The sequence below is a fragment of the Amycolatopsis thailandensis genome (assembly GCF_042723255.1).
Lineage (GTDB): Bacteria > Actinomycetota > Actinomycetes > Mycobacteriales > Pseudonocardiaceae > Amycolatopsis > Amycolatopsis thailandensis.
The window spans coordinates 1-23,331 of the sequence record NZ_JBHXJK010000130.1 but is presented as its reverse complement, the minus strand read 5'-3'; the positions used below and the strand labels follow the sequence as shown (position 1 = coordinate 23,331).

Sequence of the window (23,331 nt, the reverse complement as noted above, 5' to 3'; positions counted from 1 at the left end):
GTGCCGGACGTCGAGGCAGGTGGTGAAGGCCTCCTTCACACCCTCAGGGTCAGGGGCTCGGCCAAGTCGCCTCTTCGCTGGTCAGGGAGGTTGTGAAAGCCACTTTCGCAACGTTGAAGGTTGCGAAAGTGGCTTTCGCATCACGACCACCCCGGCTCAGTGGTCCCAGCGGCATCGAGCGTCGCTAAAGCCACTTTCGGGACCTCAGGTGTCGCGAAAGCGACTTTCACGACATGTGGTGGGTCCGGCGCGACGACTTCAGAGATGCCGAAGGGGCCCTTCCCGCAGGCGGTGCGGTGAAGGGCCCCTTCGTGGCGCCAGATGAGGGGAAAGGCCCCTTCAGCTCGCGTGGTGGTGGATCTCCCGCAGGTCCTTGGCCGGGAGCGTGACGCTCGCCGACTCGATCTGCTCCAGCGGGAGCAGCGGCGCGAGCTCGGGGCGCTTCGGGGACAGGCCGTCGCCCATCGACTCGCCCCTGAGCTGACGCCGGATCCACGGCAGCAGGTGCGCCTTCGTCCACTCGAGGTCGGAGCGGCGGGAAGTGATCCAGGTACTCGGCTGCTCGGACGCCGGCCACGGCTCACGCCAGTCGTCGGCGACCGGGACGCCGAGGACCTCGGCCGCGCGCAGCGCGATCCGCCGGTGGGCCTCGGGGGTGAAGTGCAGCCTGTCGTCGCTCCAGGCGCGGCGGTCGTGCAGCGGGGCCATCGCCCACATGTCGACCATCTTGGCGCCGTGCCGGTCGGCGATCGCCCACAGATGCGCGTTGTAGATGCCGACCTTCCCCCGCAGGACGTGCATCACGGACAGGTACTTGGTGTCCGGGCCGTTGAAGATCAGCACCGGGATCCCGGCCTCGCGCAGCTTGGCGACCCCCGCCTCCAGCCGCGCGGCGACGGCGTCCACGTCCGCGCCGGGCACGATGATGTCGTTCCCGCCCGCGCACAGCGTGACCAGGTCGGGCTTCACCGCGAGCGCGATCGGCAACTGCTCTTCGAGGATCTCGTCGAGCATCTTCCCGCGGAGGGCGAGGTTCGCGTACTGGAAATCGTGCCTGCCTTCGGCGAGGATCTCCGCCAGCCTGTCCGCCCAGCCCCGAAAAGTGCCGTCCGGCAGATCATCGTTGAGTCCTTCGGTGAAGCTGTCACCGATCGCCACGTAGCTGTCGAATCCGTACACGTTGGGTCCCCTTCCGTCCGTGTGCCCCCGGTTGGTACTTGTACACCACAACTAACAGCTGAGAGCGCCCCTGCAATCCCACCTGGCCGAAACACGTGGTTCAGCCCGTTGACACAGTCTCTTATTTTGTCGGACGTCCATGCATCTCCATTACTGGGATGTACACTCCTGGGCTGCTGAGATTCACCTCAAGTAGGCGTGAAACGGACACGGTATGTGGCGAACGTCTCCCCGCCCGGGTGTCGGAGGTCATGGATCCGGCAGGCTGTGAGGGTGACCTCACGACCCCCGCGCGAGTCGCTCGCCCAGATCCTCGGCGGGCGGCGTGGCGCCATCGACGCGAGTATCCCGCCCGCGGCCTTCGTCCTCGGCTGGCTGATCGCGGGCCAGTCGATCGCCTGGGGGGCCGGCGTGGCCATCGGGGTGGCGGTGCTGCTCGGCGGGTTCCGGGTCGCGCGCGGCGACAAGGCCCGCGCGGTCGTGGTGAGCCTCGCCGCGGTGATCGCCGCCGCGCTGATCGCCCTGCACACCGGCCGTGCCGAAGACTTCTTCCTCATCCAGCTGCTGTCCAATGTGGCCAGCGCGCTGCTGTGGGCGGCCAGCATCGTGGTCCGGTGGCCGTTGCTCGGCGTCGTCGTCGGGCTCGTCATCGGGCAGAAGACCCGCTGGCGCCGCGATCCCGCGCTGCTGCGCGCGTATTCGCGGGCGAGCTGGGTGTGGGTCTTCCTCCAGTACACGTTGCGCGTCGTCGTCTACGGCTCGCTGTGGTGGAGCGGTCAGGTGGTCGCGCTCGGCATCGCGCGGACGGTGCTCTCCTGGCCGCTGGTCGCGGTGACCGTCGCCGTCAGCGGCTGGGTGCTGTACCGGACCCTGCCGCCGGAACATCCCGGTCTGCGGGTCGTGGAGGAGAACGAGGATCCCTCTGATCCCGCGCCCGGCGGGCTGCCCAGGACATAAGGCGGCCCCCGGCGAGGGGGGAGGGTCCGGGGGCCGGGTCCTACGGTACCCGGAGTTCGCCCCCGGAGTCGATGGTTTGGTCTTTTAGGGCGCGTTTTTGGTGTTTTCCGCTGCGGACACCGGTCGTGGAGCCCCTTCTCCGTAGGCGTCGACGGCGGCGAGCCACGCGGCTCCCAGTACGCCGTCCGTGCTGGTCAGGGCTTCGAGGCCGGTCAGCTCGGCGCGGACCTTCGCCCCGACCGGCCCTTCCGGCGACAGCACGCTGCCCACCAGGACGATCGGCGTGGTCTCGCCGGGATCCCGCGCGGCCATGACGTTGGTCACCAGATGGGCCGCCGCGCGGGTGGTGATCTCGTCCGCCGCCGGGTCGCCTTCGCGGTCGGCCCGGCTGACGAACGGCGCGAACCTGGCGAGCCGGATCGGCGCCTCGGAGTTGACGCTCGTGATGAGCGCGCGCCACAGCCCCGCCCGGTCGCCCGAGTCCGCTGAGTCCACTGCGGACGGACCGAGCGCTTCGGCGAGCACGGCGCGCGCGAGCGGACCGGGTTCGCCGCCGAGGCCCAGAACATCCAATGTGGAGCGAACGGCTTCGCGGCCGAGCCAGTACGCCGAACCTTCGTCACCCAGCAACCAGCCGTAGCCGCCGGCGGTGGAAACCACGCGCCTGCCGCGGACCCGCCCGGCGATCGATCCGGTGCCTGCCACGAGGACCGAACCGTCCGGCGCGGACGTGGCCGACGCGTAGGCGACCTCGGAGTCGGGGACCGTCCGCACAGGACTGATTCCCACGTTCTTCCAAGTGGTTTCGAAGATCTCCGCGATCGCCGGATCGCTCAGCTTGCTGACCCCCGCCATGCCGACGACGCACGCCGCCGTCGCGGCCGGGTCCAGCCCGCCCAGCGCTTCGGTGATCGCGCTCGCGATCCGCGCCGCGGCTTCCGCCGGAGGATGGGAGTTGGGGTTCGCCCCGCCCGCGCGCCCGGCGCCGAGCACGACGCCGGAGGCGTCGACCGCGATCGCTCGCGTCGACGTTCCTCCGGCGTCCACACCGATGACGTGCGTCACCGGGTCTTGGTCACCTTGAGCAGCCCGCGGGGGCTGTCCGGGTCACCGCCGCGCGCCAGCGAAAGGCCGAGCGCGATCCGCTGGATGGGCAGGATCTCCAGGATCGGGGCGACCTCCTCGGCGGAAGGCGCGACACCGATCCGCAGCGCCGCGGGGACGTCGGCCGAAGCCGAACCGACCGCGAGCACGTCCGCGCCACGCTTGCCCACGGCTTCGAGGACCTCCTGCATCGCGCCGACGCCGTGTCCCTGGCTCGTCACCGCGAGCACCGCTGTCTCGCCGTCGACGGCGGCGACCGGGCCGTGCAACAGGTCCGCGCCGCTGTACGCGCGGGCCGCGAGGTAGCTGGTTTCGGCCAGCTTCAAAGAACCTTCCAGCGCCGAGGCGTAGGAGTAGCCGCGGCCGGTGGTGAGCACCCGGTCGACGAACCGGTAGCGGTCCACCGCGCGCTGGACGCCTTCGTCCGCGCCGTCGAGGGTCTGCTGGGCGAGCTCGCCCAGCTTCTCCGCGTCCTCGCCCTTGCCGCCGCGGACCGCGTCGATCAGCAGGTAAAGGGAGAGCAAGGTGGCCGAGTACGTCTTCGTGGCGGCCACCGCCTTTTCCAGCCCCGCGCCGATGTCGACGCCGAGTTCGGCGGCGGCGCGCAGCGGCGATTCCGGGGTGTTGGTGACCGAGACGGTCAGCGCTCCCTGGCGACGCGCGGTTTCGGTGACCTCGATGAGATCCGGGGAACCACCGCTTTGGCTTACTGTGATGAAGAGAACGTCCCGCAGATCGGGACGGGCGCCGTACAAAGTCGCGGTGGAGGGCGAGACGAGACCGCAGGGGAGACCGAGGAGTACTTCGATCAGGTACTTCGCATACAGGGCGGCGTGGTCGCTGGAGCCGCGGGCGGCGAGCAGTGCGAACCTGGGCGGGCGCTTGGAGATGGCTTCGGCCACCTCGGCGATTTCGGCCTGTCGCTCCACGATTCCTGCCAGAATGGCGGGTTGCTGGGAGATCTCCGCGGCCATGTGCTCGCCGGGGCGCTGTTCGGTCATCTCGTTCCCTTCCACCGGGACGTACTTCGTCCCCCGAGTAGGTCTAGACCAATGCTAGCCCGAATGGACGTTTGTGGTGAAGGGTACGTTTCCTAGCGGGGACGGTGCGCGTTTGAGTGGGAAGGCTTAGGGAGTCGGTCATGTTGGAGACAACCACCGCGAGTGAGGCGGGCGCTACGGCTGGGATGCGCGGACAGCGCGAACCCAAGTACTGGGCGCTGAAACAGCATCTGCTCGATCTGCTCGACGCGTTGCCGCCAGGGTCGCCGATTCCGACGGAACGGGCACTCGCGGGAGAATTCACCGTTTCGCGCACCACGGTCCGCCAGGCGCTCGCCGACCTCACCGCCGAGGGCAGGCTCCACCGCGTGCAGGGCAAGGGCACCTTCGCCGCCGAGCCGAAACTCGCGCAGCGCCTCCAGTTGTCGTCCTACACCGAGGACATGCGCAAGCAGGGTCTCAAGCCGTCGTCCAAGCTGCTGGAGATCGACGAACTCCCGGTCGAAGCCGATCTGGCGAAACTCCTCGGAATCCGCGTCGGCGCGAAGATCCTTCGCCTTCGCCGTCTCCGGCTGGCCGATTCGCAGCCGATGGCGCTGGAGACCACGCATCTCCCACTCGGCCGCTTCCGCGGTTTGCGCAAACACGTTTCCGCAGGTGGTTCGCTGTACGCCGTGCTGAGGGAGCACTACGGCGTCGAGCTCGAAAGGGCCGAGGAAACGATCGAGACCGCGCTCGCCGGACCGCACGAGGCCGAGATGCTCGGCGCCGACGTCGGAATGCCGATGTTGCTCCTTTCGAGGCATTCTTTCGCCACCGACGGAAAACCGGTCGAGTTCGCGAGGGCGATCTATCGCGGTGATCGTTACAAGTTCGTCACGACGCTGTTGCCTGAGGCGCGCTGACGGAAACGTTTCGCAGGGCGCCGGACCGAAGAGAACTCGCGTGATCTTGTAAGGCGCCCTACAAAACGTTTCCGTCTTTTATCTGACGTGTCAGGTAAATCGTCTTCTTTGCGGGTGGCTTGGGGCGGGGCGGCGTGCTTCAGTCGACTCATGACTGACGGGGCGGGAATCCGCTGGGGGACGCCGGTGGCGCGCGGGGTGCTCGCGACGACCATCGTGGGCTCGGGCATGGCGATGCTCGACGGGACGATCGTCAACGTCGCGTTGCCGAGGATCGGCGAAGAACTCGGGGCGTCCGTCGCGGGCCTTCAATGGATTCTCGACGGCTACCTGCTCGCGCTCGCCGCGCTGATCCTCGTCGCCGGTTCGCTCGGCGACCGCTACGGCCGCCGCCGGATGTTCGTCGTCGGCGTCGTCTGGTTCGGGATCGCGTCCGGGCTGTGCGCCGCCGCGACCACGACCGAGATGCTCGTCGCGACCCGGATCCTCCAAGGGATCGGGGGAGCTTTGCTCACGCCCGGTTCGCTCGCGATCCTCCAGGCGTCCTTCACCCACGACGACCGGGCCCGCGCGATCGGCGCCTGGTCCGGCCTCGGCGGGATCGCGGCCGCGATCGGCCCGCTGCTCGGCGGCGTCCTGGTGCAGGTGTGGTCCTGGCGGCTGGCGTTCCTGATCAACCTGCCGCTCGCCGCCGTCTGCGTCCTGCTCGCCCGGCGCTACGTGCCCGAGTCGCGCGACGAAGAGGCGACCGGGCATCCGGACTTCACCGCGGCCGCCGTCGGCGCGATCGGCCTCGCCGGGCTCACCGGCGCGCTCGTCGAGGCGCCCGGACGCGGTATCGGCGACGCCGTCGTCCTGGTGGCCATCGTGCTCGGCGTCGCGGGGCTGGGGGCGTTCCTGGTGATCCAGCACCGCTCGGCCGATCCGCTGGTGCCGCCGAAACTGTTCCGCGACCGGACGTTCAGCCTCGCCAACGCGCTGACCTTCGTCGTCTACGCGGCGCTCGGCGGCGTGATGATGCTGATGGTGATGCAGCTCCAGGTGTCGCTGGGCTATTCACCGACCGCGGCGGGGCTGGCGGGGCTGCCGATCACCGTCATCATGCTGCTGTTCTCCGGCCGGTCGGGCGCGCTGGCGCAGAAGATCGGGCCGCGCGCGCAACTGGTCGTCGGACCGATCCTGGTCGGCGTGGGCATGCTCCTGCTGATGCGGGTCGGGCCAGGGTCGTCGTACCTCGGGTCGGTGCTGCCCGCCGTCGTCGTGTTCGGCGCCGGGCTGGCGACGGTCGTCGCGCCGGTGACCGCGACGGTGCTCGCCGCCGCGCCGGACCGGTACGCCGGCGTCGCCTCCGGGGTCAACAACGCCATCGCCCGCTCCGGCGGCCTGCTCGCGATCGCCGTGCTGCCCGCCGTCGCCGGACTCTCCGGCGCCGCCTACACCGATCCGGTCGCGCTGACCGCGGGCTGGCGGACGGCGTTGCTGGTGTGCGCGGCGCTGGCGATCGGGGGCGGGCTGATCGCGCTCGGCATCCACAACGGCGTCCTCGACCCGCCTGCTTCCTCCGAGGTCGAGGACGAGTCGCCGCATCCGGGTGAATGCCTCCACTGCGGGGTCGACTCGCCGCCGACGCACGTCCGGCCCGCCGGACACCCCGGCTAGCCCCCTCTCGCGTGTCAGGAAAGGGGCTTTCAGGACGAAAAATGTCCTGAAAGCCCCTTTCCTGACATCCGGCGGCCGGTCGGTCAGCCCCGGTCAGCCAGGAGGGCGGCCAGCGTCGCCGGGTCCATATTGCCGCCCGAAACGACCGAAACGACCTTTCCCGGCGGCAGCGCGTCGCGGTGGAACAGGTACGCGGCTGTCGCGGTCGCCCCGCTCGGTTCGGCGATCAGTCGGGCGCGGTGCGCCAGCGTCCGGACGGCCTCCCCGATCTCCTCCTCGGACACCGTGACGACGTCGTCGAGCACCGCCTGGAGGTGGGCGAAGGTCAGGTCCGACGGCTGGGCGCGCAGACCGTCCGCGCTGGTCCGTGCCCGCAGGTCCATCGGCCATTCGATGCGCCTGCCCGCGCGCAGCCCCTCGGCGGTGTCGGCCGCGAGTTCGGGCTCGACGCCGATGACCTTCGCGCCGGGGAGCAGCGCCTTGATCGCCGCGCCGACGCCCGAGGCCAGTCCGCCGCCACTGAGCGGGACGAGCACGACACCGGCGTCCGGCAGGTCCTCGGCGATCTCCAGGCCGACGGTGCCCTGTCCGGCGATGACGTCGCGGTGGTCGAACGGCGGGATCATGGTGAGCGCCCGCTCCTCGGCGACGGCGAGCGCGGAGGACTCCTGGCGGTCGATCGGGACTTCGATGACTTCGGCGCCGAGCGCCTTGGTGGCTTCGACCTTGGCGCGCGGCGCGACGTCCGGGACGATGATCGTCGCGGGAATCCCGAATCGCTTCGCCGCGTAGGCGACCGCTTGCGCGTGGTTGCCGCTGGAGAACGCGCAAACGCCACGGGCGCGCTGATCTTCGTTCAGTGCGGCGATCGCGTTGTAGGCGCCGCGCACCTTGAAAGCGCCGATCGGCTGAAGGCTTTCCGGTTTGAGCCATAACGGCGCCCAAGACTGTTCCAGCAACGGCGTGCGCACCGCGGCGCCTTTGACACGGCTCGCCGCGTCGCGGATTTCCTCGATCGAAACCAGGTCCATACGCCCGATTATGTCAAGGAGTTGTGAACCATGGACAGTCCTTTTTGGACAGACAGGGTGGCGCTCCTCACGTGTGGACAACGGAGGGAGCATCCCGCGCGCCTTACTCGTTAGGACTGGGTGAGGACCGACTAGCTTGCAGAACGGGATCATGACCAAGGAGACCTCCGAAAAGGCCATCGAAAAGACCGAAAAGACGGAGAAGCAGGGCAGGATCGTCCAGGTGACGGCGGCCGCGATGGCCGCGATCACCGCGGCCCTGCTGGGTTCCACGCTCGGTGTGGCGGGAACGGTGGCGGGCGCCGGGCTGGCGAGTGTGATCACCACGCTCGGTGGCGAGTTGTACCTGCGTTCGCTCCAGCGGACGAAGGACGCCGCGCTCAAGGCGGGGATGGTGCTGACCGTTCCCGGCCGCCGCAAGGTGCTCGACCCGTCGGAGCAGGAGACCGTCCGGCTCACTCCCGCGGAGGAGGAAGAGCCGTCCGGGCGGAAGTTCAAACCGCGCTGGGCGGTGATCGCCGGGGTCAGCGTGGTGGCGTTCGTGGTGGCGCTCGTCGCGATCACCGGTTTCGAGGGCGCGACCGGGAAGACCTTCGGCGGCGGAACAGGGACGACGCTGGGGAAGATCGTCGGCGGCGGGCAGGACCAGGAGCGGCAGGACAAGCACGACAGCCCACCCGCGACGTCCCCTTCGGAGACTCAGGGCAACCGACCCGAGACGCCGCCGTCGACCACGCCGACCCCCACGACGACACCGACGGCGCCCACGACCACGCAGGCGCCTCCGACGACGCCGTCCACGACGCCTTCGACCTCTCAGGCGCCCTCGACGACCCCGTCGGCCCCGGCCTCCGGCACCCCCGCGCCCTGATCCCTCACGAGGACCTGGTGCGACGTTTCACCGGCGCGTGATCGAGTGGACGGCGCGTGTGATCAGACGGACGACACGCGTGACTGGAGGGACGACACGCTCGCGGCCGGGCTCCTGCCGAGTGTCGTCCGTCTGGACACACGTGTCGTCCGTCTGATCACGTGTGCCGTCCCTCCAGTCACACGAAACCGCCCCCGTGGTCGGCTTCACCAGTTCTCGCCACTCACGAGATGAGGGACCCGCGAAGCGTGCGAGCGGCCGCTTCGGGGTCCTCGGCCTCGGTGATCGCCCGGACGACGACGATCCGCGACGCCCCCGCGTCCAGCACCTCGGGCAGCCGTTCGGTGTCGATGCCGCCGATCGCGAACCACGGCCGCGACGTCCCGAAGGCCGCGGTGGAGCGCACCAGGTCGAGCCCGGGAGCGGGCCGCCCTGGCTTCGTCGGCGTCGGCCAGCACGGACCGGTGCAGAAGTAGTCCACGCCGGGTTCCTCGGCGGCCGCCTTGGCCTGTTCGGCCGAATGGGTGGACCGGCCGATCACCACGTCGTCCCCGAGCACACGACGCGCCAGCGGGACCGGGATGTCGTCCTGTCCCAGGTGCAGCACGTGCGCGCCGGCGGCGAGCGCGACGTCCGCGCGGTCGTTCACCGCCAGCAGTTTGCCGTGCTTCTCGCACGCCTCCGCCAGCACTTCCAGCGCGGCGATCTCTTGTTTCGCCTCGATCGTCTTGTCCCTCAGCTGGATGATGTCGACCCCGCCGGACAGCGCCGCGTCGGCGAATTCGGCGAGATCGCCGCGACCGGACCGGGCGTCGGTGCAGAGGTACAGGCGGGCGTCCGCGAGGGCGGCGCGGATCTGAGGACCAGACAGGGTGGGCATGGCGGCGACGGTACCCGCGCGCTACGGTGGGGTGGTCCGCACGGGAGCCCGAGGACGGGCTGAGAGGGAGCCGAAACCGCTCCGACCGTGGAACCTGATCCGGGTCATGCCGGCGCAGGGAGCGTGATCGTCATGAGAGAACTTTCGGTTGTCGGCGGCGGGGTCATCGGCCTCTCGGTCGCTTGGCGCGCGTCCGCGCGCGGGCATCGCGTCACCGTCTACGACCCCGAGCCCGGTCGCGGCGCGTCGTGGCTCGCGGGCGGCATGCTCGCGCCGGTCACCGAGGCCTGGCCCGGCGAGGAGGACGTCCTCACCCTCGGCGAGGCGTCGCTGCGGCGCTGGCCGGATTTCGCCCGTGACCTGGCCGAAGAGGGCGTCGACCCGGGCCTTTCACCACACGGCACGCTCGTCGTCGCGCTGGACAGCGCCGACGCGGGCAACCTCGAAATGCTCGCCGCGTACCTCACCGAACTCGGTCGCGAGGTCGAGCAGCTGACCGGCCGCGAAGCTCGCCGTGCCGAACCCGGCCTCGCCGGATCCGTCCGAAGTGGACTCCTGGTTCCCGGCGATCTGGCCGTGGACAACAGAAGACTGCTGCGCGCGCTCGAACACGCCTGCGGAAGACGCGGTGTCGAATTCCGTCGCGAGACCGTCACGGACCTCAAAGGACTGGGCGACGTCGTCCTCGCCGCCGGGGCCTGGACCGGACGCCTGCACCCCGCGCTCGCGGACGCCGTCCGCCCGTTGAAGGGCGAGATCCTCCGCCTGCGGCCGCACCGGGGTTGCCTGCCGTCGCCGACGAGGACCGTCCGCGCGATGGTCGAAGGCCGCCCGATCTATCTCGTCCCGCGTGACGACGGCGGCCTCGTGCTCGGCGCGACCCAGTACGAGGCCGGCTTCGACGAGACCGTCACCGTCCGAGGCGTGCGTGAGCTGCTCGAAGGCGCGGAGCGCGTCTTTCCGGGCATCACCGAATACGAGCTCGTCGAGACCGCCGCCGGGCTTCGCGCGGCGAGTGTCGACACGATGCCCTTCATAGGTGAGCTGGGCGAAGGCGTCTTCGCCGCAACGGGTCACCATCGCAACGGTCTCCTGATGGCCCCGGTCACCGCGGACGCCGCGGTCGCCTGGCTGGACGGCGGGCCGTTGCCGGACGAGGTCGCGGCGGCCGCGCCGTCGCGGCGCAGCGAGGAGCGGGTGTGATGGAGATCCAGGTCAACGGCCAGTGGCGCGAGTTCCCCGACGGGACCACCGTCGAGGGCGTGCTCGAAGCGCTAGGCACGGCGACGAAGGGCGTCGCGGTCGCGGTGGACGGCGTCGTCGTCCGGCGCGGCGAATGGCCGGAAGCCGTGGTGCGCAAGGGCGCCAGCGTCGACATCCTCACCGCGGTCCAAGGAGGCTGAAAATGGACGGAGACCACCTCGTCATCGGCGAGCACAAGCTCTCGTCGCGCTTGATCATCGGCACCGGCGGCGCGGCGAACCTCGCCGTGGTGGAACGCGCGCTCGTGGCCTCGGGCACGGAACTGACCACCGTCGCGATGCGGAAGGCGGACGCCGAAGGCGGCTCCGGCGTGCTCGAACTGCTCCGGCGGCTGGGCATCCGGCTGCTGCCCAACACCGCCGGCTGCCGGACGGCCGCGGAAGCCGTCCTCACCGCCCGCCTCGCCCGCGAAGCGCTCGAAACCGACCTCGTCAAACTGGAGGTCCACGCGGACGACCGCACGCTGCTGCCGGATCCGTTCGAGACCCTCGAAGCGGCCGAACAGCTCACCGCGGACGGTTTCACCGTGCTCGCCTACACCAACGACGACCCGGTGCTGGCGCTGCGGCTGGAGGAGGCGGGCTGCGCGGCCGTGATGCCGCTCGGCGCGCCCATCGGCACCGGTCTCGGCATCCGGAACCCGCACAACATCGAGCTGATCGTGTCGCGCGCCGGGGTCCCGGTGATCCTCGACGCCGGGATCGGCACGGCTTCCGACGCGACGCTGGCGATGGAGCTCGGCTGCGACGCCGTCCTGCTTTCGACGGCCGTGACCAGGGCAGCGGACCCGGAGCGGATGGCGTCGGCGATGCGCGCCGCCGTCACCGCCGGCCGGCTGGCGGCCGGTGCGGGCCGGATCCCGCAGCGGTTCTGGGCACACGCTTCGAGCCCGCCTCGATAACCCTTTTGTACGGTTCACGGCCTTCACAGCGAGTACGCCCTGAGAGCCCGTATGGTTGACGGCACTCTCCGGCGGCGCACCCGCCACCGTGTACCCAGAGGAGCCAGTGGTGACCACGTCAGCGGTCCAGGACGTTTCGGGCAGGTTGTTCCTGGCGGTGGGCCGATTGTCGAGGTCATTGCGCCAGGCGGGCGTGCCCGGGCCAGGCCACGGCGCGATCTCCGCGCTCGCGACGCTCGTGAACTACGGACAGCTCCGTCTGGGTGACCTCGCGGCGAAGGAAGGCGTCGCCGCGGCCACCATGTCGAGGATCGTCGCTTCACTGGTCGAAGCGGGCTACGTCAGCCGTGAATCGGACCCGATCGACAGGCGCGCCTGGCTCGCGAAGGCCACCGAAGAGGGCGAGAGGCTGGTTTCCGGTGTCCGGTCGACGCGCGTCCGCGAACTGGGGACGCGCCTCGACAGGCTGACCCCGGAGCACCAGGCGGCGCTCGCGGCGGCCTTGCCCGCTCTCGAAGCTCTCATCGCGGACGAAGAGCGCTGACTTCGGCACGAAGGGCGCGGAGCTCGTCGAGGATCTCCTTGTTCGCCTGAGCCTGGGTTTCGGCTTGCTTCGCCTCCTCCTCACGGATGTCCTGGCGAAGCTCGTCCTCCATCCCGCTGACCACGACGGCGATGAAGAGGTTCAGCACCGCGAAGCTGGATACGAGGATGTAGACCACGAAGAACACCCAGGCCATGGGTGCTTCCTTCATGATCTCCTTGGCGATGTCCGGCCACGCCTCGCCGGTCATCACCTGGAACAGCGTGAACAGCGAAGTGCCGAGATCCCCGAAGTTCTCCGGCGAGATCGCGCCGAAGAGCTTCGTCGCCATCACGCCCGCCACGAAGATGATCAGCGCGAGGAGCGCGGCGATCGACGCCATCCCGGGGATCGACGCGAGCAGGCCGGTGACGACCTTCCGCATCGACGGCACCACCGAGATCAGCCGCAGCACCCGCAGGACCCGCAACGCCCGCAGCACCGCGAACGGGCCGGTCGTGGGGATCACCGCGATGCCGACCACGAGCAGGTCGAAGATGTTCCACGGGTCGCGGAAGAACTTCGCGCGGTAGGCGTAGAACTTCGCGGCGAGTTCGAGCACGAAGATCGTGAGCGCGATGTAGTCGACCGTGTGCAACAGCGGCCCGTACTCCGCGAGCATTCTCGTCGAGGTCTCCAAACCGAGTGTGACGGCGTTGAAGACGATCACCGCGATGATGAAGTTCTGGAATGCGCGGGCCTCGACGATTCTGGCCACCCGCTCGCGTCCGGACACGGCACAGATCGTAACCGGACGCGTTCTCAGTGCTCCGGCGCAAGCCGCCAAAACGCCGAAACCGGGCCGACCTTCGCGCCCATGGGATAGGCGTTTTCGACCGCGTGTGAGACGAACCACTTGCCGTAGCGGGCCGCTTCCACGACGGACATCCCCTTCGCGAGACCGGCCGTCAACGCCGACGCCATGGTGTCCCCGGCGCCGTGCGTGTGCTGCGTCGCGTACCGCTCGCCCGGCAGCTCGACGAACGTGGAGCCGTCGAAGAGCACGTCGACGCATTCCGGGTCGGAGACGAGGTGGCCGCTCTTCACGAGCACGTACTTCGGGCCGAGCCGGTGCAGGACGACGGCGGCCTGGTGCATCTGTTCGCGGGTGGTCACCGTCATGCCGGTCAGCAGGCGGACCTCGTCGAGGTTCGGGGTGAGGACGGTCGCGCGCGGCAGGAGTTCGTCGCGCAGCGCCACCAGCCCGGCTTCGTCGAACAGCGGATGTCCGTGCATCGACGCCGCGACCGGGTCGACCACGAACGGCACCTTGGCGTCGCGGCCGATCTCGGCCTTGTCGCAGGCCGCGGCGACGGCGTGGATGATCTCGGCCGAGGCCAGCATGCCGGTCTTGGCCGCGTTGACGCCCATGTCGGCGGCGACGGCCTCGATCTGCCCGGCGACGATATGCGCCGGGATGTCGGTGCGGTCGTGCACACCGAGGGTGTTCTGGACGGTCACGGCGGTCACCGCGACCAGGCCGTGCACGCCACAGGTGAGGAACGTGCGCAGGTCGGCCTGGAGGCCGGCGGCGCCACCGGAGTCGGAGCCTGCGATGGTCAGCGCCGACGGCGGGCTCGGGTTCTCGCTCATGAGTTCATTTTCCCGACTGGTCCTTTTGGTTCAACAGGGGTTCGGCCGCACCCGATCACGGTGGCACAGTGTGTGAGCCATTGCACTTCCCGCGTGCGAAAGGGCTCGGATGAAACTCCTCCCCGCGGTATCCCTCGCCGGCGTGATCGTGGCGGCCTCGCTGTCCGGAACGGTCGCGAACGCCGACACCGCCAAGGTCTCCCACGTGACCACGATCGGCGTCCACAACACCTACGAGACCGGTGCCTACGACTACCTGGCGCGTTCACTGGACGCCGGCACCTCGCTGATCGAACTCGACGTCTGGCCGAACATCATCACTCGCGAGTGGAAAGTGAGTCACTCGAACCCTTTGGGGAACAACAACAATTGCGTCGCGGCGAGTTCGCCGTCGCAGTTGTACTCCGGTGGGCGGAACAAGAATCTCGAACACTGCCTCGACGACATCCGCGTCTGGCTGGGCGCGCATCCGGACAGCAAACCGGTGACGCTCAAACTGGAGATGAAGACCGGGTTCGCGGACAACCGCGGCCTCGGCCCGGACGAACTCGACGCGTCCGTCCGGGCGCACCTCGGCAGCGCGGTCTTCCGGCCGGCGGACCTGCTCGGTGGGTACGCGACGCTCGACGAGGCGGCCAAAGCGGACAACTGGCCGTCGCTGGACGCGCTGCGCGGCAAGGTGATCATCGAGGTGATCCCCGGCACGGTCGAAGAGGGCAATCCGACGGACACGCTCAAGACCGACGTCGAGTACGCGCGATATCTGCGGTCGCTCAAGGACTCCGGCCGCGTCGGCGAGGCGCAGATCTTCCCGGCGGTGCACGGCGCGGCGCCCGGCGACCCGCGGACGAAATACGCCGACACCGGGCTGCGGCCGTGGTTCGTCGTCTTCGACGGCGACGCGAACGCGTTCCTGACACAGACCGGGCCCGGCTGGTACGACGACAACCACTACTACGTGGTGATGACCGACGCGCACAACGTCGCGCCGGCCATCGACTCACGCGCGCCCTCCGTGGAGCAGGCGAACGCGCGGGCGGCGCTGCTGGCGAAGAACCACGCTTCGGTGCTGACCTCGGACTGGACGGGGCTGACCACCGTGCTGCCGCAGGTACTTCCGCGCGGTTAGGTCCGGTAAGTGTCATGAGGGGTCCCCATGGGACGAAAACCGTCCTATGGGGACCCCTCATGACACCCCGCCGCCACCCTCAGACGGTCAGGACGAGCTTCCCGGTGACACGCCCGCCTTCGCCGACTTCGTGCGCCTTGGCGACCTCCGCCAGCGGAAACGTCTGCTCGACGTGGACTCGCAGTTCGCCCTTTTCGATCAGCTCGGTCAGCGCCAGCAGGCCGAGCTGATCGGGTTCGGCGAGCATCCCCGACGTCCGCACGCCGAGCTTTCCGGCCTTGGCGGCGACGGCCTCGCTCACGCCACCGGGGACCGCGATGAGCAGGCCGCCCGGCTTCACCGCGTCCAGCCAGCGCAGGTCGCTTTCCGCGCCGACCAGCCCGAACACGACGTCCACATCGGACGCCGTCGCGGTCTCGTCGCGGTAGTCGATCGGCTCGTCGACGCCGAGATCGCGGAGGAAGCCGTGCTTCCCGGCGCTCGCCGTGCCGAGGACGTACGCGCCACGCGCCTTCGCCACCTGGACGGCGAGGTGCCCGACACCGCCCGCGGCCGCGTCGATCAGCACGCGCTGTCCTGGCTGGAGGCCGGCGATGTCCACCAGGCCCTGCCATGCGGTGAGCCCGGCGAGTGGCAGCCCGGCGGCCTGCTCGTGGCTCAGCCCGGCGGGTTTGGGCACGAACTGGCGGGCGGGCGCGGTCACGTATTCGCCGTAACCACCGGCCTGCCGGGGGAACCACGGGAAGCCGAGGACCTCGTCGCCGACGGCGAAGCGCGTCGTGCCGACGCCGAGTTCCTCCACGACTCCGGACACGTCCCAGCCGAGGACGAAGGGCGGCTCGCCCAGGAACACGCCGTAGGCCCGTGTCTTCCAGTCGACCGGGTTGATCCCGGCGGCGCGCACCCGCACGAGCACCTCCGTCGGTCCAGGGGCCGGACGGTCGGTCTCGGTCACCTCCAGCACTTCAGGGCCACCAAGCCGCTGCTGGGTCACGACGCGCATCGAAAGCTCCTCCGTTGTAGGTGCTCTCCATGTTCGGCCGCTTGGTCACTTCTCGCCAGAAGGCACTTGAAGGTAAACTAGGTACCTGATGGAAACTACCTGTGAAGTGCCGGAATCGCCGTGGGACATCTATCTGCGGAACTGCCCGTGCCGCGACGTCCTCGATCTGCTCGCCAACAAGTGGACCGCGCTGGTGCTCGGCGCGCTGTCCCGGCGGCCGCACCGGTTCGGTGAACTGCGCCGCGCGGTCGGCGGGATCAGCCAGAAGATGCTGACCCAGAACCTGCGCGCCCTCGAACGCGACGGCCTGGTCACGCGCACGGTCTTCCCGACCACGCCGCCGACCGTCGAGTACGCGCTGACCGAGCGCGGTTCGAGCGCGAGCAAACTGCTCATGGCGGTCAGCGAATGGTCGGTCGCCAACTTCGACGGCATCCTCGAATCCCGCAAGGGCTACGACTCGCGGGTGATGGAGCCCGTCGGCTGACGCATTTGGTCCTCTGAATGCGATCGTTGCTCACGCAAGGACCGCATTCAGAGGACGAAATGCGTCACTTCAGGCGCCAGAAAGGCGAAACCGGCCCCACCCCGGCCCCCAGCGGATACGACTCCGCCACGCACCGCTCGATGAACCGTTTCCCGTCGGCGACCGCCGTCGGCACGTCGGCCCCCTTCGCCAGCGAAGACGTGATCGCCGAAGCCATCGTGTCCCCACCGCCATGCGTGTTCCGCGTGTCGAACCGCGGCCCGCTCAGCTCGACCCAGGAAGTGCCGTCGGACAACAGATCCACGCAGTCCTGGGCCGTGTCGAGATGACCGCCCTTCACCAGCACCCACTCCGAACCGAACTCCAGCAGCGCTTCCGCCGCCTCCCGCTGCGACGCCGGACCGGTCACGTGAACGCCGGTCAACAGCCGCACCTCGTCGAGGTTCGGCGTGATCAGTGTGGCGCGGGGGAACAACTCGGTGCGGATAGCCTCCAGTGCCTCCTCGCGCAGCAACGCGTGCCCCGTCATCGAAGCGGCGACGGGGTCCACGACGAACGGCGTCCCCAGCGAGCGTCCGATGTGGACTTCGTCGAGCGTCTTCGCGACGGCGTTGATGATCTCGGCCGTCGCGAGCATCCCGGTCTTCGCCGCGTCGACGCCCATGTCCGTCGCGACGGCCTTGATCTGGCCGGTGACGACGTCGACCGGGATCTCGCTGAAACCCTGCACGCCCAGCGAGTTCTGCACGGTGACCGCGGTGAGCGCGACCATCCCGTGCACCCCGTTGGCGAAGAACGTCCGCAGATCGGCCTGGATGCCCGCACCACCACCGGAATCCGATCCGGCGATGGTGAGGGCGGTCCGGGGGGTGTCCGTCACTGATTGACCACCGGCAGGTAGACCTTGTTGCCCTGCTCGGCGAACTCGGTCGACTTCTCCGACATGCCTGCCTCGATCGCCTCCACAGTGGACAGTCCGTGTTCCTCGGCGTACTTGCGGACGTCCTGGGTGATGCGCATCGAGCAGAACTTCGGCCCGCACATCGAGCAGAAGTGCGCCGTCTTCGCCGGTTCCGCGGGCAGGGTCTCGTCGTGGTACGCGCGGGCGGTGTCCGGGTCCAGCGACAGGTTGAACTGGTCGTTCCAACGGAATTCGAAGCGCGCCTTGGAAAGCTCGTCGTCCCACTCCTGCGCGTACTGGTGCCCCTTGGCGAGGTCTGCGGCGTGCGCGGCGATCTTGTACGTGATGACGCCGGTCTTGACGTCGTCACGGTTCGGCAGGCCGAGGTGCTCCTTCGGCGTGACGTAGCAGAGCATCGCCGTGCCGTACCAGCCGATCTGCGCCGCGCCGATGGCCGAGGTGATGTGGTCGTACGCCGGCGCGATGTCGGTCGCGAGCGGGCCGAGGGTGTAGAACGGCGCCTCGCCGGTCAGCTTCTCCTCGAGTTCGACGTTCTCCTTGATCTTGTGCATCGGCACGTGGCCGGGGCCCTCGATCATCACCTGGACGTCGTGCTCGCGGGCGATGTGCGTGAGCTCGCCGAGGGTTTCCAGTTCGGCGAACTGCGCGCGGTCGTTCGCGTCGGCGATCGAGCCCGGACGCAGGCCGTCACCGAGGGAGAACGTGACGTCGTACTCGCGCAGGATCTCGCAGAGTTCCGCGAAATTGGTGTACAGGAACGATTCCTTGTGATGCGCGAGACACCACGCCGCCATGATCGAGCCGCCGCGCGAGACGATGCCGGTGACCCGGCGCGCGGTCAGCGGGATGTAGCGCAACAGCACCCCGGCGTGCACGGTGACGTAATCGACACCCTGCTCGCACTGCTCGATGATGGTGTCGCGGTAGACCTCCCACGAAAGCTTTTCCGGCTCCCCGTTGACCTTTTCCAGCGCCTGGTAGATCGGCACGGTGCCGACCGGGACCGGAGAGTTGCGGACGATCCACTCGCGCGTCTCGTGGATCCGCTTGCCGGTGGAGAGGTCCATGATCGTGTCGGCGCCCCAGCGGGTGGCCCACACCATCTTGTCGACCTCCTCCTCCACGGAGGACCAGACGGCCGAGTTGCCCATGTTGGCGTTGATCTTCACCAGGAAGTTCTTGCCGATGATCATCGGCTCGGTCTCCGGGTGCTTGCGGTTGGCGGGGATCACCGCGCGACCGCGCGCGACCTCGTCCCGCACGAATTCCGGCGAGCAGCGCTCGCGTGCCGCGACGTACTCCATCTCGCGGGTGATGACGCCCTGTTTCGCCCAGCCCAGCTGGGTGTTGTGCTCACGACCGTCGGCCCAGCCGGCGCGCAGCCGATGCAGTCCACTGTGGACATCGATCTGCGCGTCGTCGTCGGTGTACGGGCCGGAAGTGTCGTAAACGTCGAAATGCTCGCCGTTCGAAAGATCGATCCGCCTGGCGGGGACCCGGAGACCGGATTCCGTCTGGTGGTAGACCTTCCGCGAACCGGTGATCGGTCCGGTGGTGACGGTCGGCGTGATGGCAGACTCGTTCTCAAGAGTCGTCAACGACGTTCACTCCCTACGCCGGCATTACCCGGTCAGGTTCATGCGGTCGGCGGCACCGGGTCTTCTAGAAAGACTCCAGCCGCCCTCTCAGCCCGCCATGGCGCGAGCTCCCGCGGTTGTTTGGTTGTGCCTCGACCATGCCACGCCGGGGCCGGATCAATCAACCCGCCCTCGGGTGGGGACTTGTCGACAGCGTTGACGGTTCACCGGTTCGGGTCCTGTGCGCGCGGGGGATTCACGACAGAATCCCGGAGGTTCTGCACCGTTACAGAAGTCTGGGGTGGGATATGCGCAGATTCATGCTCCCGGCGTTGGCGGGCGTGCTGATCGCGGGGCTGATCCCGGCGGTGGCCGCCGCAGAGGATGGCGAGGCGCCCGGTGCGCCCGGCGCCCATCCGAGCTGGCTCCCGGCGGACAAAACCGGCTTCGGCACCGCCCGGGAACGGGCCAGCAACGTCTGGTTCACCCTCCAGGGCGGCCGGATGTCCGAGGTCTACTACCCGGATCTGTCGACTCCGAGCGTCCGGGCGCTCGACCTCGTCGTCACCGACGGGAAGAGCTTCGCCGCCGTCGACTCCTCGGCGAAGAACCAGCAGGTGCGCCGCACCGGCGGCCTCACCTACGAACAGACGATCACCGACGACCAGCGTCGCTGGAAGCTCCGGAAGACCTACGTCACCGACCCGGCTCGCACGAGCGTGCTGATCGACGTCGACTTCGTTTCGCTGACCGGCCGCCCGTACCAGGTGTTCGCGGTCGCGGATCCCGATCTCACCAACGAGGGTTCCGACGATTCCGCGCGCACCGACGGCACGAGCGCGGTCTCGTCCGACGCGAAGACCGCGGCCGCGCTGGCCGCGGAACCGGCCTTCTCGCGGACCTCCGTGGGGTACTCTGGTTCCTCCGACGGCATCACCCAGCTGACGAAATCCTTCGCACTCAAGAATTACGCGACCGCGGCCAAGGGCAACGTGCTGATCACCGGGCAGACCTCCGCCGACGGTCTGCGCTCGCGGGACTTCACCCTTTCGCTAGGCATGGGCGCGAAGGGCTCCGACGCGCTCACGAACGCGAAAGCCTCGCTGCGGCGCGGATTCGCCGACGCCGCCCGCGCGTACGACCGTGGCTGGAAGCAGTACCTCCGTCAGGTGAAGGACGCGCCGTCGTCGCTCAAGACCAAGCAGGAGCGCGACCTCTATCAGGCGTCCGTGCTCATGCTCGCGGCGAGCGAGGACAAGCTCCACCAGGGGGCGCTCATCGCGTCGCCGAGCATGCCTTGGCGGTTCGGGAACAACGACCCGGAGTGGTCGCCGTCGGGCACGTATCACCTGGTCTGGCCGCGTGACCTCTACCAGATCGCGACCGGCCTGCTCGCCGCCGGCGACCGCGACGCCGCCAACCGTTCGGTCGACTACATGTTCGGGACGCAGCAGCTGCCGGACGGGCATCTGCCGCAGAACAGCCACGTCGACGGCACGCCGTACTGGACGTCGATCCAGCTCGACGAGACGGCGCTGCCGATCGTGCTCGCGCAGCAGCTCGGCCGCACCGACGCCAAAACCTGGCAGGGTGTGCGCAAGGCGGCGGAATTCCTGTTGTCCTACAAGGCGGACAACGGGCACGTGTCGCCGTACAGCCAGCAGGAGCGCTGGGAGGAACAGGACGGCTACTCGCCCTCGACGATCGCCGCCGTGATCGCCGGGCTGGTCTGCGCGGCGGATCTCGCCAAGGCGAACGGCGCCGCCGCCGACGCGAAGCGCTACCTCGACACCGCCGACGCGTTCAAGGCGAAGCTCGCCCGGTGGACGGTGACCACGAACGGTCCGCTGTCGAAGGATCCGTACTTCGTCCGGCTGACCAAGGACGGCGACGCGAACAACGGCACGAAGTACAACCTCGGCAATTCCAGCGTGACCATGGACCAGCGGGCCGTGACCGACGCCGGTTTCCTCGAACTGGTGCGGCTGGGCATCTACCGGGCCGACGATCCGGTGATCCGCAACAGCATCGCGGTCACCGACGCCGACATCGCGTTCACCACTCCGACGGGGCAGTTCTGGCACCGCTACACGAAGGACGGGTACGGCGAGAAGGCCGACGGCTCACCCTGGGACTACACGTTCCCGGCCGAAAGCCGAACCACTTTCGGGCGACTGTGGCCGCTGCTCGCGGGTGAACGCGGCGAGTACGACCTCGCCGCCGGTGACCGGGGTACGGCCGCGAAGCGCCTTCGCGACTTGGGGCGCGTCAGCAGCTCCGGGGACACGATGCCGGAGCAGGTCTGGGACGAGAACGCGCCTTCGGGGCAGACGGGCTTCCCGGCGGGCACCCCGACGGCGTCCGCGACGCCGCTGGCGTGGACGCACGCCCAGTACCTGCGGCTGGCCTGGTCGGTGCAGGCCGGGAAGGTGATCGAACAGCCTCGGGTCGTGCGTTGTCACTTCCTGGGCTGCTGAGCTCCGCCCGCTACTGCAATGAAGGGGCCTTTCATAGCAAATTTTGCTATGAAAGGCCCCTTCATTGCACGCGGGGAGGTGCGAGAGGGTCAGTCGTCGGCGGGCTCGGGCTGCGCCTCCGGCAGCCAAGAGTTGCCCGGAACGCCCCACTTGTTCGCCTTGAGCATCTTCTTGGCCGCGCGCGCGTGCCGCCCGACCAGCCGGTCGAGGTAGATGAAGCCGTCCAGGTGATCGGTCTCGTGCTGGAGGCAGCGCGCGAGGTACCCGGTGCCTTCGACCTCGATCGGGTTGCCGTCGACGTCGAAGCCGGTGACCTTCGCCCACGAAGCGCGTCCGGTCGGGTACGACTCGCCGGGAGCCGACAGGCAGCCTTCCCAGTCGTCGTCCGGATCCGGCATCGTCTCCGGGATCTCCGAGGTCTCGAGCTTCGGGTTCACCACGACACCCTTGTGGCGCGTGCCCTCGTCGTCGGGGCAGTCGTAGACGAACACGCGCTGGTCGAGGCCGATCTGGTTGGCCGCGAGGCCGACCCCTTCGGCGGCGTACATGGTCTCGAACATGTCGTCGACGAGGGTGCGCAGCTTGGCGTCGAACTCGGTGATCTCCCGAGTCGGGTTGTGCAGCACGGGCTCGCCGGCGATCACGATGGGATGGACGGTCACGGGCGCAGTTTAGTCGGACCCTTCTGGTACACCCTTACCCATGACGCGCCGACGCCGATACCGAGGCCGGGCGCGGCATCCGTGGTCTAATGGCGCCGCGGAATGACAAGCCTGTGGTTTCACGCCGCCGAGCACTGACCTGATTGCGAGGAGTCGGATGGACGCCGCGGAGTCGATGGCCGAGCCCGACCAGCCGTCCCCGTCGGAGACCGTGAACGGCCTCAGCGAGCGCGAGCTCGACATGCTCGCGTTCGAACGTCAGTGGTGGAAATACGCCGGCGCGAAAGAACAGGCCATCCGCGAACGCTTCTCGATGTCGTCGACACGCTACTACCAATTGCTGAACCGGCTGCTCGAGAAGACCGAAGCCATGCAGGCCGACCCGATGCTGGTGAAGCGCCTGCGAAAGACGCGAGCGGCCCGGCAGCGCAATCGCGCGGCCCGGCGACTGGGGATCGATCTCTCATGAGTCTGTTTTCGGGTCTGTCCCGGCCGATGAAGGCCGCCGGACTGGCCTTGGTCGGTGTCGCCGTGATCGCCGCCGTGATCGGCGGGATCACCCTGACCAGCGGTGGCGGTGACTCGGACACCGCCACACCGCCCGGCACGACGCCCACGACGTCGGACGGCGCGACCCCGCCTTCGTCCGAGCCGCAGGGCACGCCTCCGGCCAGCTCACCGCCCGCCTCGTCGGCGCCGCCGTCGAGCGCGCCCGCGAGCTCCGCGCCCCCGGCGAGCCAGCCTGGGCAGACCGGCAAGCCCGGCCCGGGTCAGCCGGGGGGCGATCAGCAGGCGGCGCACAAGTGGGTGACTGTGCGTGTCTACAACAACAGCCTGATCCAGGGCCTCGCCGAGCGGGCCGCGAACGATTTCCGCGCCTCCGGCTGGAACGTCACCGAGGTCGGCCCCCACCAGGGCAAGCTCCCGAAGTCCGCGGCCTACTACCGGCCGGGCACCGACGAGGAGGCCGCGGCGAAGGCGCTGGCGCTGGAGTTCGGCATCGAAGCCCAGCCGAGGTTCGAGGGCATTCAAAACGCCGCCGCCGGCGTGATCGTGATCCTCACCAAGGACTACGACGAAAACGACAAGAGCGGCGGCTCCTAGCAGCAGTACATGAAGGCCCCCTTCCTTGCGCCAGGCGCAAGGA

General features: G+C 69.0%; 24 protein-coding genes and 1 riboswitch. Of the genes, 13 read left to right on the top strand and 11 right to left on the bottom strand.

Features of this window, described 5'->3' with window-relative positions; translation table 11 throughout:
* Positions 1 to 339 precede the first annotated feature (339 nt).
* Positions 340 to 1,179 (bottom strand): SGNH/GDSL hydrolase family protein, encoded by an 840-nt coding sequence (locus ACFWMR_RS34795; RefSeq protein ID WP_093936495.1) that lies wholly within the window; start codon positions 1,177 to 1,179, stop codon positions 340 to 342.
* Between the two features lie 273 nt (positions 1,180 to 1,452).
* Here ACFWMR_RS34795 and ACFWMR_RS34790 point away from each other — a divergent pair, with 273 nt between their 5' ends.
* Complete coding sequence (locus tag ACFWMR_RS34790) at positions 1,453 to 2,136, top strand: DUF3159 domain-containing protein (RefSeq protein WP_378381462.1); 684 nt, start codon at positions 1,453 to 1,455, stop codon at positions 2,134 to 2,136.
* An 84-nt stretch (positions 2,137 to 2,220) separates the two neighbouring features.
* Here ACFWMR_RS34790 and ACFWMR_RS34785 read toward each other — a convergent pair whose 3' ends face one another.
* Together ACFWMR_RS34785 and ACFWMR_RS34780 are read right to left on the bottom strand one after the other, a co-directional pair.
* Positions 2,221 to 3,201: an N-acetylglucosamine kinase gene (locus ACFWMR_RS34785; protein ID WP_378381461.1), complete on the bottom strand. Its 981-nt coding sequence runs from the start codon at positions 3,199 to 3,201 to the stop codon at positions 2,221 to 2,223.
* Positions 3,198 to 4,241: an SIS domain-containing protein gene (locus ACFWMR_RS34780; RefSeq protein WP_039918896.1), complete on the bottom strand. Its 1,044-nt coding sequence runs from the start codon at positions 4,239 to 4,241 to the stop codon at positions 3,198 to 3,200. Before ACFWMR_RS34780 ends, ACFWMR_RS34785 begins: the two co-directional genes overlap by 4 nt.
* 140 nt (positions 4,242 to 4,381) lie before the next feature.
* On the opposite strand from ACFWMR_RS34780, the gene ACFWMR_RS34775 reads away from it, so the two are divergent.
* The gene (locus tag ACFWMR_RS34775; protein ID WP_093936492.1) at positions 4,382 to 5,146 is read left to right on the top strand and encodes a GntR family transcriptional regulator; all 765 of its coding nucleotides are present in this window, start codon (positions 4,382 to 4,384) and stop codon (positions 5,144 to 5,146) included.
* Between the two features lie 150 nt (positions 5,147 to 5,296).
* Positions 5,297 to 6,805 carry an MFS transporter gene (locus ACFWMR_RS34770; RefSeq protein ID WP_378381460.1) on the top strand — a complete coding sequence of 503 codons (1,509 nt, stop codon included), beginning with the start codon at positions 5,297 to 5,299 and terminating at the stop codon, positions 6,803 to 6,805.
* An 83-nt stretch (positions 6,806 to 6,888) separates the two neighbouring features.
* Here ACFWMR_RS34770 and ACFWMR_RS34765 read toward each other — a convergent pair whose 3' ends face one another.
* Positions 6,889 to 7,836: a threonine ammonia-lyase gene (locus ACFWMR_RS34765; protein WP_378381459.1), complete on the bottom strand. Its 948-nt coding sequence runs from the start codon at positions 7,834 to 7,836 to the stop codon at positions 6,889 to 6,891.
* Positions 7,837 to 7,987: 151 nt separating this feature from the next.
* On the opposite strand from ACFWMR_RS34765, the gene ACFWMR_RS34760 reads away from it, so the two are divergent.
* Positions 7,988 to 8,707, top strand: coding sequence for a hypothetical protein (locus tag ACFWMR_RS34760; protein WP_378381458.1), 720 nt, complete (start codon positions 7,988 to 7,990; stop codon positions 8,705 to 8,707).
* A gap of 223 nt (positions 8,708 to 8,930) precedes the next feature.
* On the opposite strand, the gene thiE is transcribed toward ACFWMR_RS34760, so the two are convergent.
* A complete protein-coding gene (thiE, locus tag ACFWMR_RS34755; protein ID WP_378381457.1) occupies positions 8,931 to 9,587 on the bottom strand; it encodes a thiamine phosphate synthase in 657 nt (218 codons plus the stop codon).
* 30 nt (positions 9,588 to 9,617) lie between these two features.
* A riboswitch (TPP riboswitch) is annotated at positions 9,618 to 9,725 on the top strand.
* On the opposite strand from thiE, the gene thiO reads away from it, so the two are divergent.
* The 4 genes from thiO (at position 9,720) to ACFWMR_RS34735 (ending at position 12,295) form a co-directional block, all read left to right on the top strand.
* The gene (gene thiO / locus ACFWMR_RS34750) at positions 9,720 to 10,790 is read left to right on the top strand and encodes a glycine oxidase ThiO (protein WP_378381456.1); all 1,071 of its coding nucleotides are present in this window, start codon (positions 9,720 to 9,722) and stop codon (positions 10,788 to 10,790) included. Its footprint overlaps the riboswitch before it by 6 nt.
* Positions 10,790 to 10,990, top strand: coding sequence for a sulfur carrier protein ThiS (gene thiS / locus ACFWMR_RS34745; protein WP_005160548.1), 201 nt, complete (start codon positions 10,790 to 10,792; stop codon positions 10,988 to 10,990). Before thiO ends, thiS begins: the two co-directional genes overlap by 1 nt.
* Positions 10,991 to 10,992: 2 nt before the next feature.
* Entirely contained in the window at positions 10,993 to 11,751 is a 759-nt protein-coding gene (thiG, locus tag ACFWMR_RS34740) for a thiazole synthase (RefSeq protein WP_093936486.1), read from the top strand.
* Positions 11,752 to 11,860: 109 nt separating this feature from the next.
* On the top strand, positions 11,861 to 12,295 hold the full coding sequence (locus ACFWMR_RS34735; RefSeq protein ID WP_378273729.1) for a MarR family winged helix-turn-helix transcriptional regulator: 435 nt from the start codon (positions 11,861 to 11,863) through the stop codon (positions 12,293 to 12,295).
* On the opposite strand, the gene ACFWMR_RS34730 is transcribed toward ACFWMR_RS34735, so the two are convergent.
* The gene (locus tag ACFWMR_RS34730; protein WP_378381455.1) at positions 12,273 to 13,070 is read right to left on the bottom strand and encodes an ion transporter; all 798 of its coding nucleotides are present in this window, start codon (positions 13,068 to 13,070) and stop codon (positions 12,273 to 12,275) included. The genes ACFWMR_RS34735 and ACFWMR_RS34730 overlap by 23 nt on opposite strands.
* A 26-nt stretch (positions 13,071 to 13,096) precedes the next feature.
* Positions 13,097 to 13,927, bottom strand: coding sequence for a bifunctional hydroxymethylpyrimidine kinase/phosphomethylpyrimidine kinase (thiD, locus tag ACFWMR_RS34725; RefSeq protein ID WP_093936484.1), 831 nt, complete (start codon positions 13,925 to 13,927; stop codon positions 13,097 to 13,099).
* Positions 13,928 to 14,036: 109 nt separating this feature from the next.
* Between thiD (ACFWMR_RS34725) and ACFWMR_RS34720 the strand changes: the two genes are divergently transcribed.
* The gene (locus ACFWMR_RS34720) at positions 14,037 to 15,056 is read left to right on the top strand and encodes a phosphatidylinositol-specific phospholipase C domain-containing protein (RefSeq protein WP_378381453.1); all 1,020 of its coding nucleotides are present in this window, start codon (positions 14,037 to 14,039) and stop codon (positions 15,054 to 15,056) included.
* Between the two features lie 79 nt (positions 15,057 to 15,135).
* On the opposite strand, the gene ACFWMR_RS34715 is transcribed toward ACFWMR_RS34720, so the two are convergent.
* Positions 15,136 to 16,059, bottom strand: a complete 924-nt coding sequence (locus ACFWMR_RS34715) for an NADP-dependent oxidoreductase (protein ID WP_093936482.1) — start codon at positions 16,057 to 16,059, stop codon at positions 15,136 to 15,138.
* A gap of 88 nt (positions 16,060 to 16,147) precedes the next feature.
* On the opposite strand from ACFWMR_RS34715, the gene ACFWMR_RS34710 reads away from it, so the two are divergent.
* Entirely contained in the window at positions 16,148 to 16,546 is a 399-nt protein-coding gene (locus tag ACFWMR_RS34710) for a winged helix-turn-helix transcriptional regulator (RefSeq protein ID WP_208636034.1), read from the top strand.
* Positions 16,547 to 16,610: 64 nt separating this feature from the next.
* Here ACFWMR_RS34710 and thiD (ACFWMR_RS34705) read toward each other — a convergent pair whose 3' ends face one another.
* Together thiD (ACFWMR_RS34705) and thiC are read right to left on the bottom strand one after the other, a co-directional pair.
* Positions 16,611 to 17,426 (bottom strand): bifunctional hydroxymethylpyrimidine kinase/phosphomethylpyrimidine kinase, encoded by an 816-nt coding sequence (thiD, locus tag ACFWMR_RS34705; protein WP_378381452.1) that lies wholly within the window; start codon positions 17,424 to 17,426, stop codon positions 16,611 to 16,613.
* Positions 17,423 to 19,066, bottom strand: coding sequence for a phosphomethylpyrimidine synthase ThiC (gene thiC / locus ACFWMR_RS34700; RefSeq protein WP_167406268.1), 1,644 nt, complete (start codon positions 19,064 to 19,066; stop codon positions 17,423 to 17,425). Before thiC ends, thiD (ACFWMR_RS34705) begins: the two co-directional genes overlap by 4 nt.
* A gap of 287 nt (positions 19,067 to 19,353) precedes the next feature.
* Between thiC and ACFWMR_RS34695 the strand changes: the two genes are divergently transcribed.
* Positions 19,354 to 21,522, top strand: coding sequence for a glycoside hydrolase family 15 protein (locus ACFWMR_RS34695; RefSeq protein ID WP_378381451.1), 2,169 nt, complete (start codon positions 19,354 to 19,356; stop codon positions 21,520 to 21,522).
* A gap of 89 nt (positions 21,523 to 21,611) precedes the next feature.
* Here ACFWMR_RS34695 and ACFWMR_RS34690 read toward each other — a convergent pair whose 3' ends face one another.
* Positions 21,612 to 22,184, bottom strand: a complete 573-nt coding sequence (locus ACFWMR_RS34690) for a peptide deformylase (RefSeq protein ID WP_005160573.1) — start codon at positions 22,182 to 22,184, stop codon at positions 21,612 to 21,614.
* 157 nt (positions 22,185 to 22,341) lie between these two features.
* On the opposite strand from ACFWMR_RS34690, the gene ACFWMR_RS34685 reads away from it, so the two are divergent.
* Together ACFWMR_RS34685 and ACFWMR_RS34680 are read left to right on the top strand one after the other, a co-directional pair.
* Positions 22,342 to 22,653 (top strand): DUF3263 domain-containing protein, encoded by a 312-nt coding sequence (locus ACFWMR_RS34685; RefSeq protein ID WP_005160574.1) that lies wholly within the window; start codon positions 22,342 to 22,344, stop codon positions 22,651 to 22,653.
* Positions 22,650 to 23,288 carry a LytR C-terminal domain-containing protein gene (locus ACFWMR_RS34680; RefSeq protein WP_093936477.1) on the top strand — a complete coding sequence of 213 codons (639 nt, stop codon included), beginning with the start codon at positions 22,650 to 22,652 and terminating at the stop codon, positions 23,286 to 23,288. Before ACFWMR_RS34685 ends, ACFWMR_RS34680 begins: the two co-directional genes overlap by 4 nt.
* Positions 23,289 to 23,331: the final 43 nt, after the last annotated feature.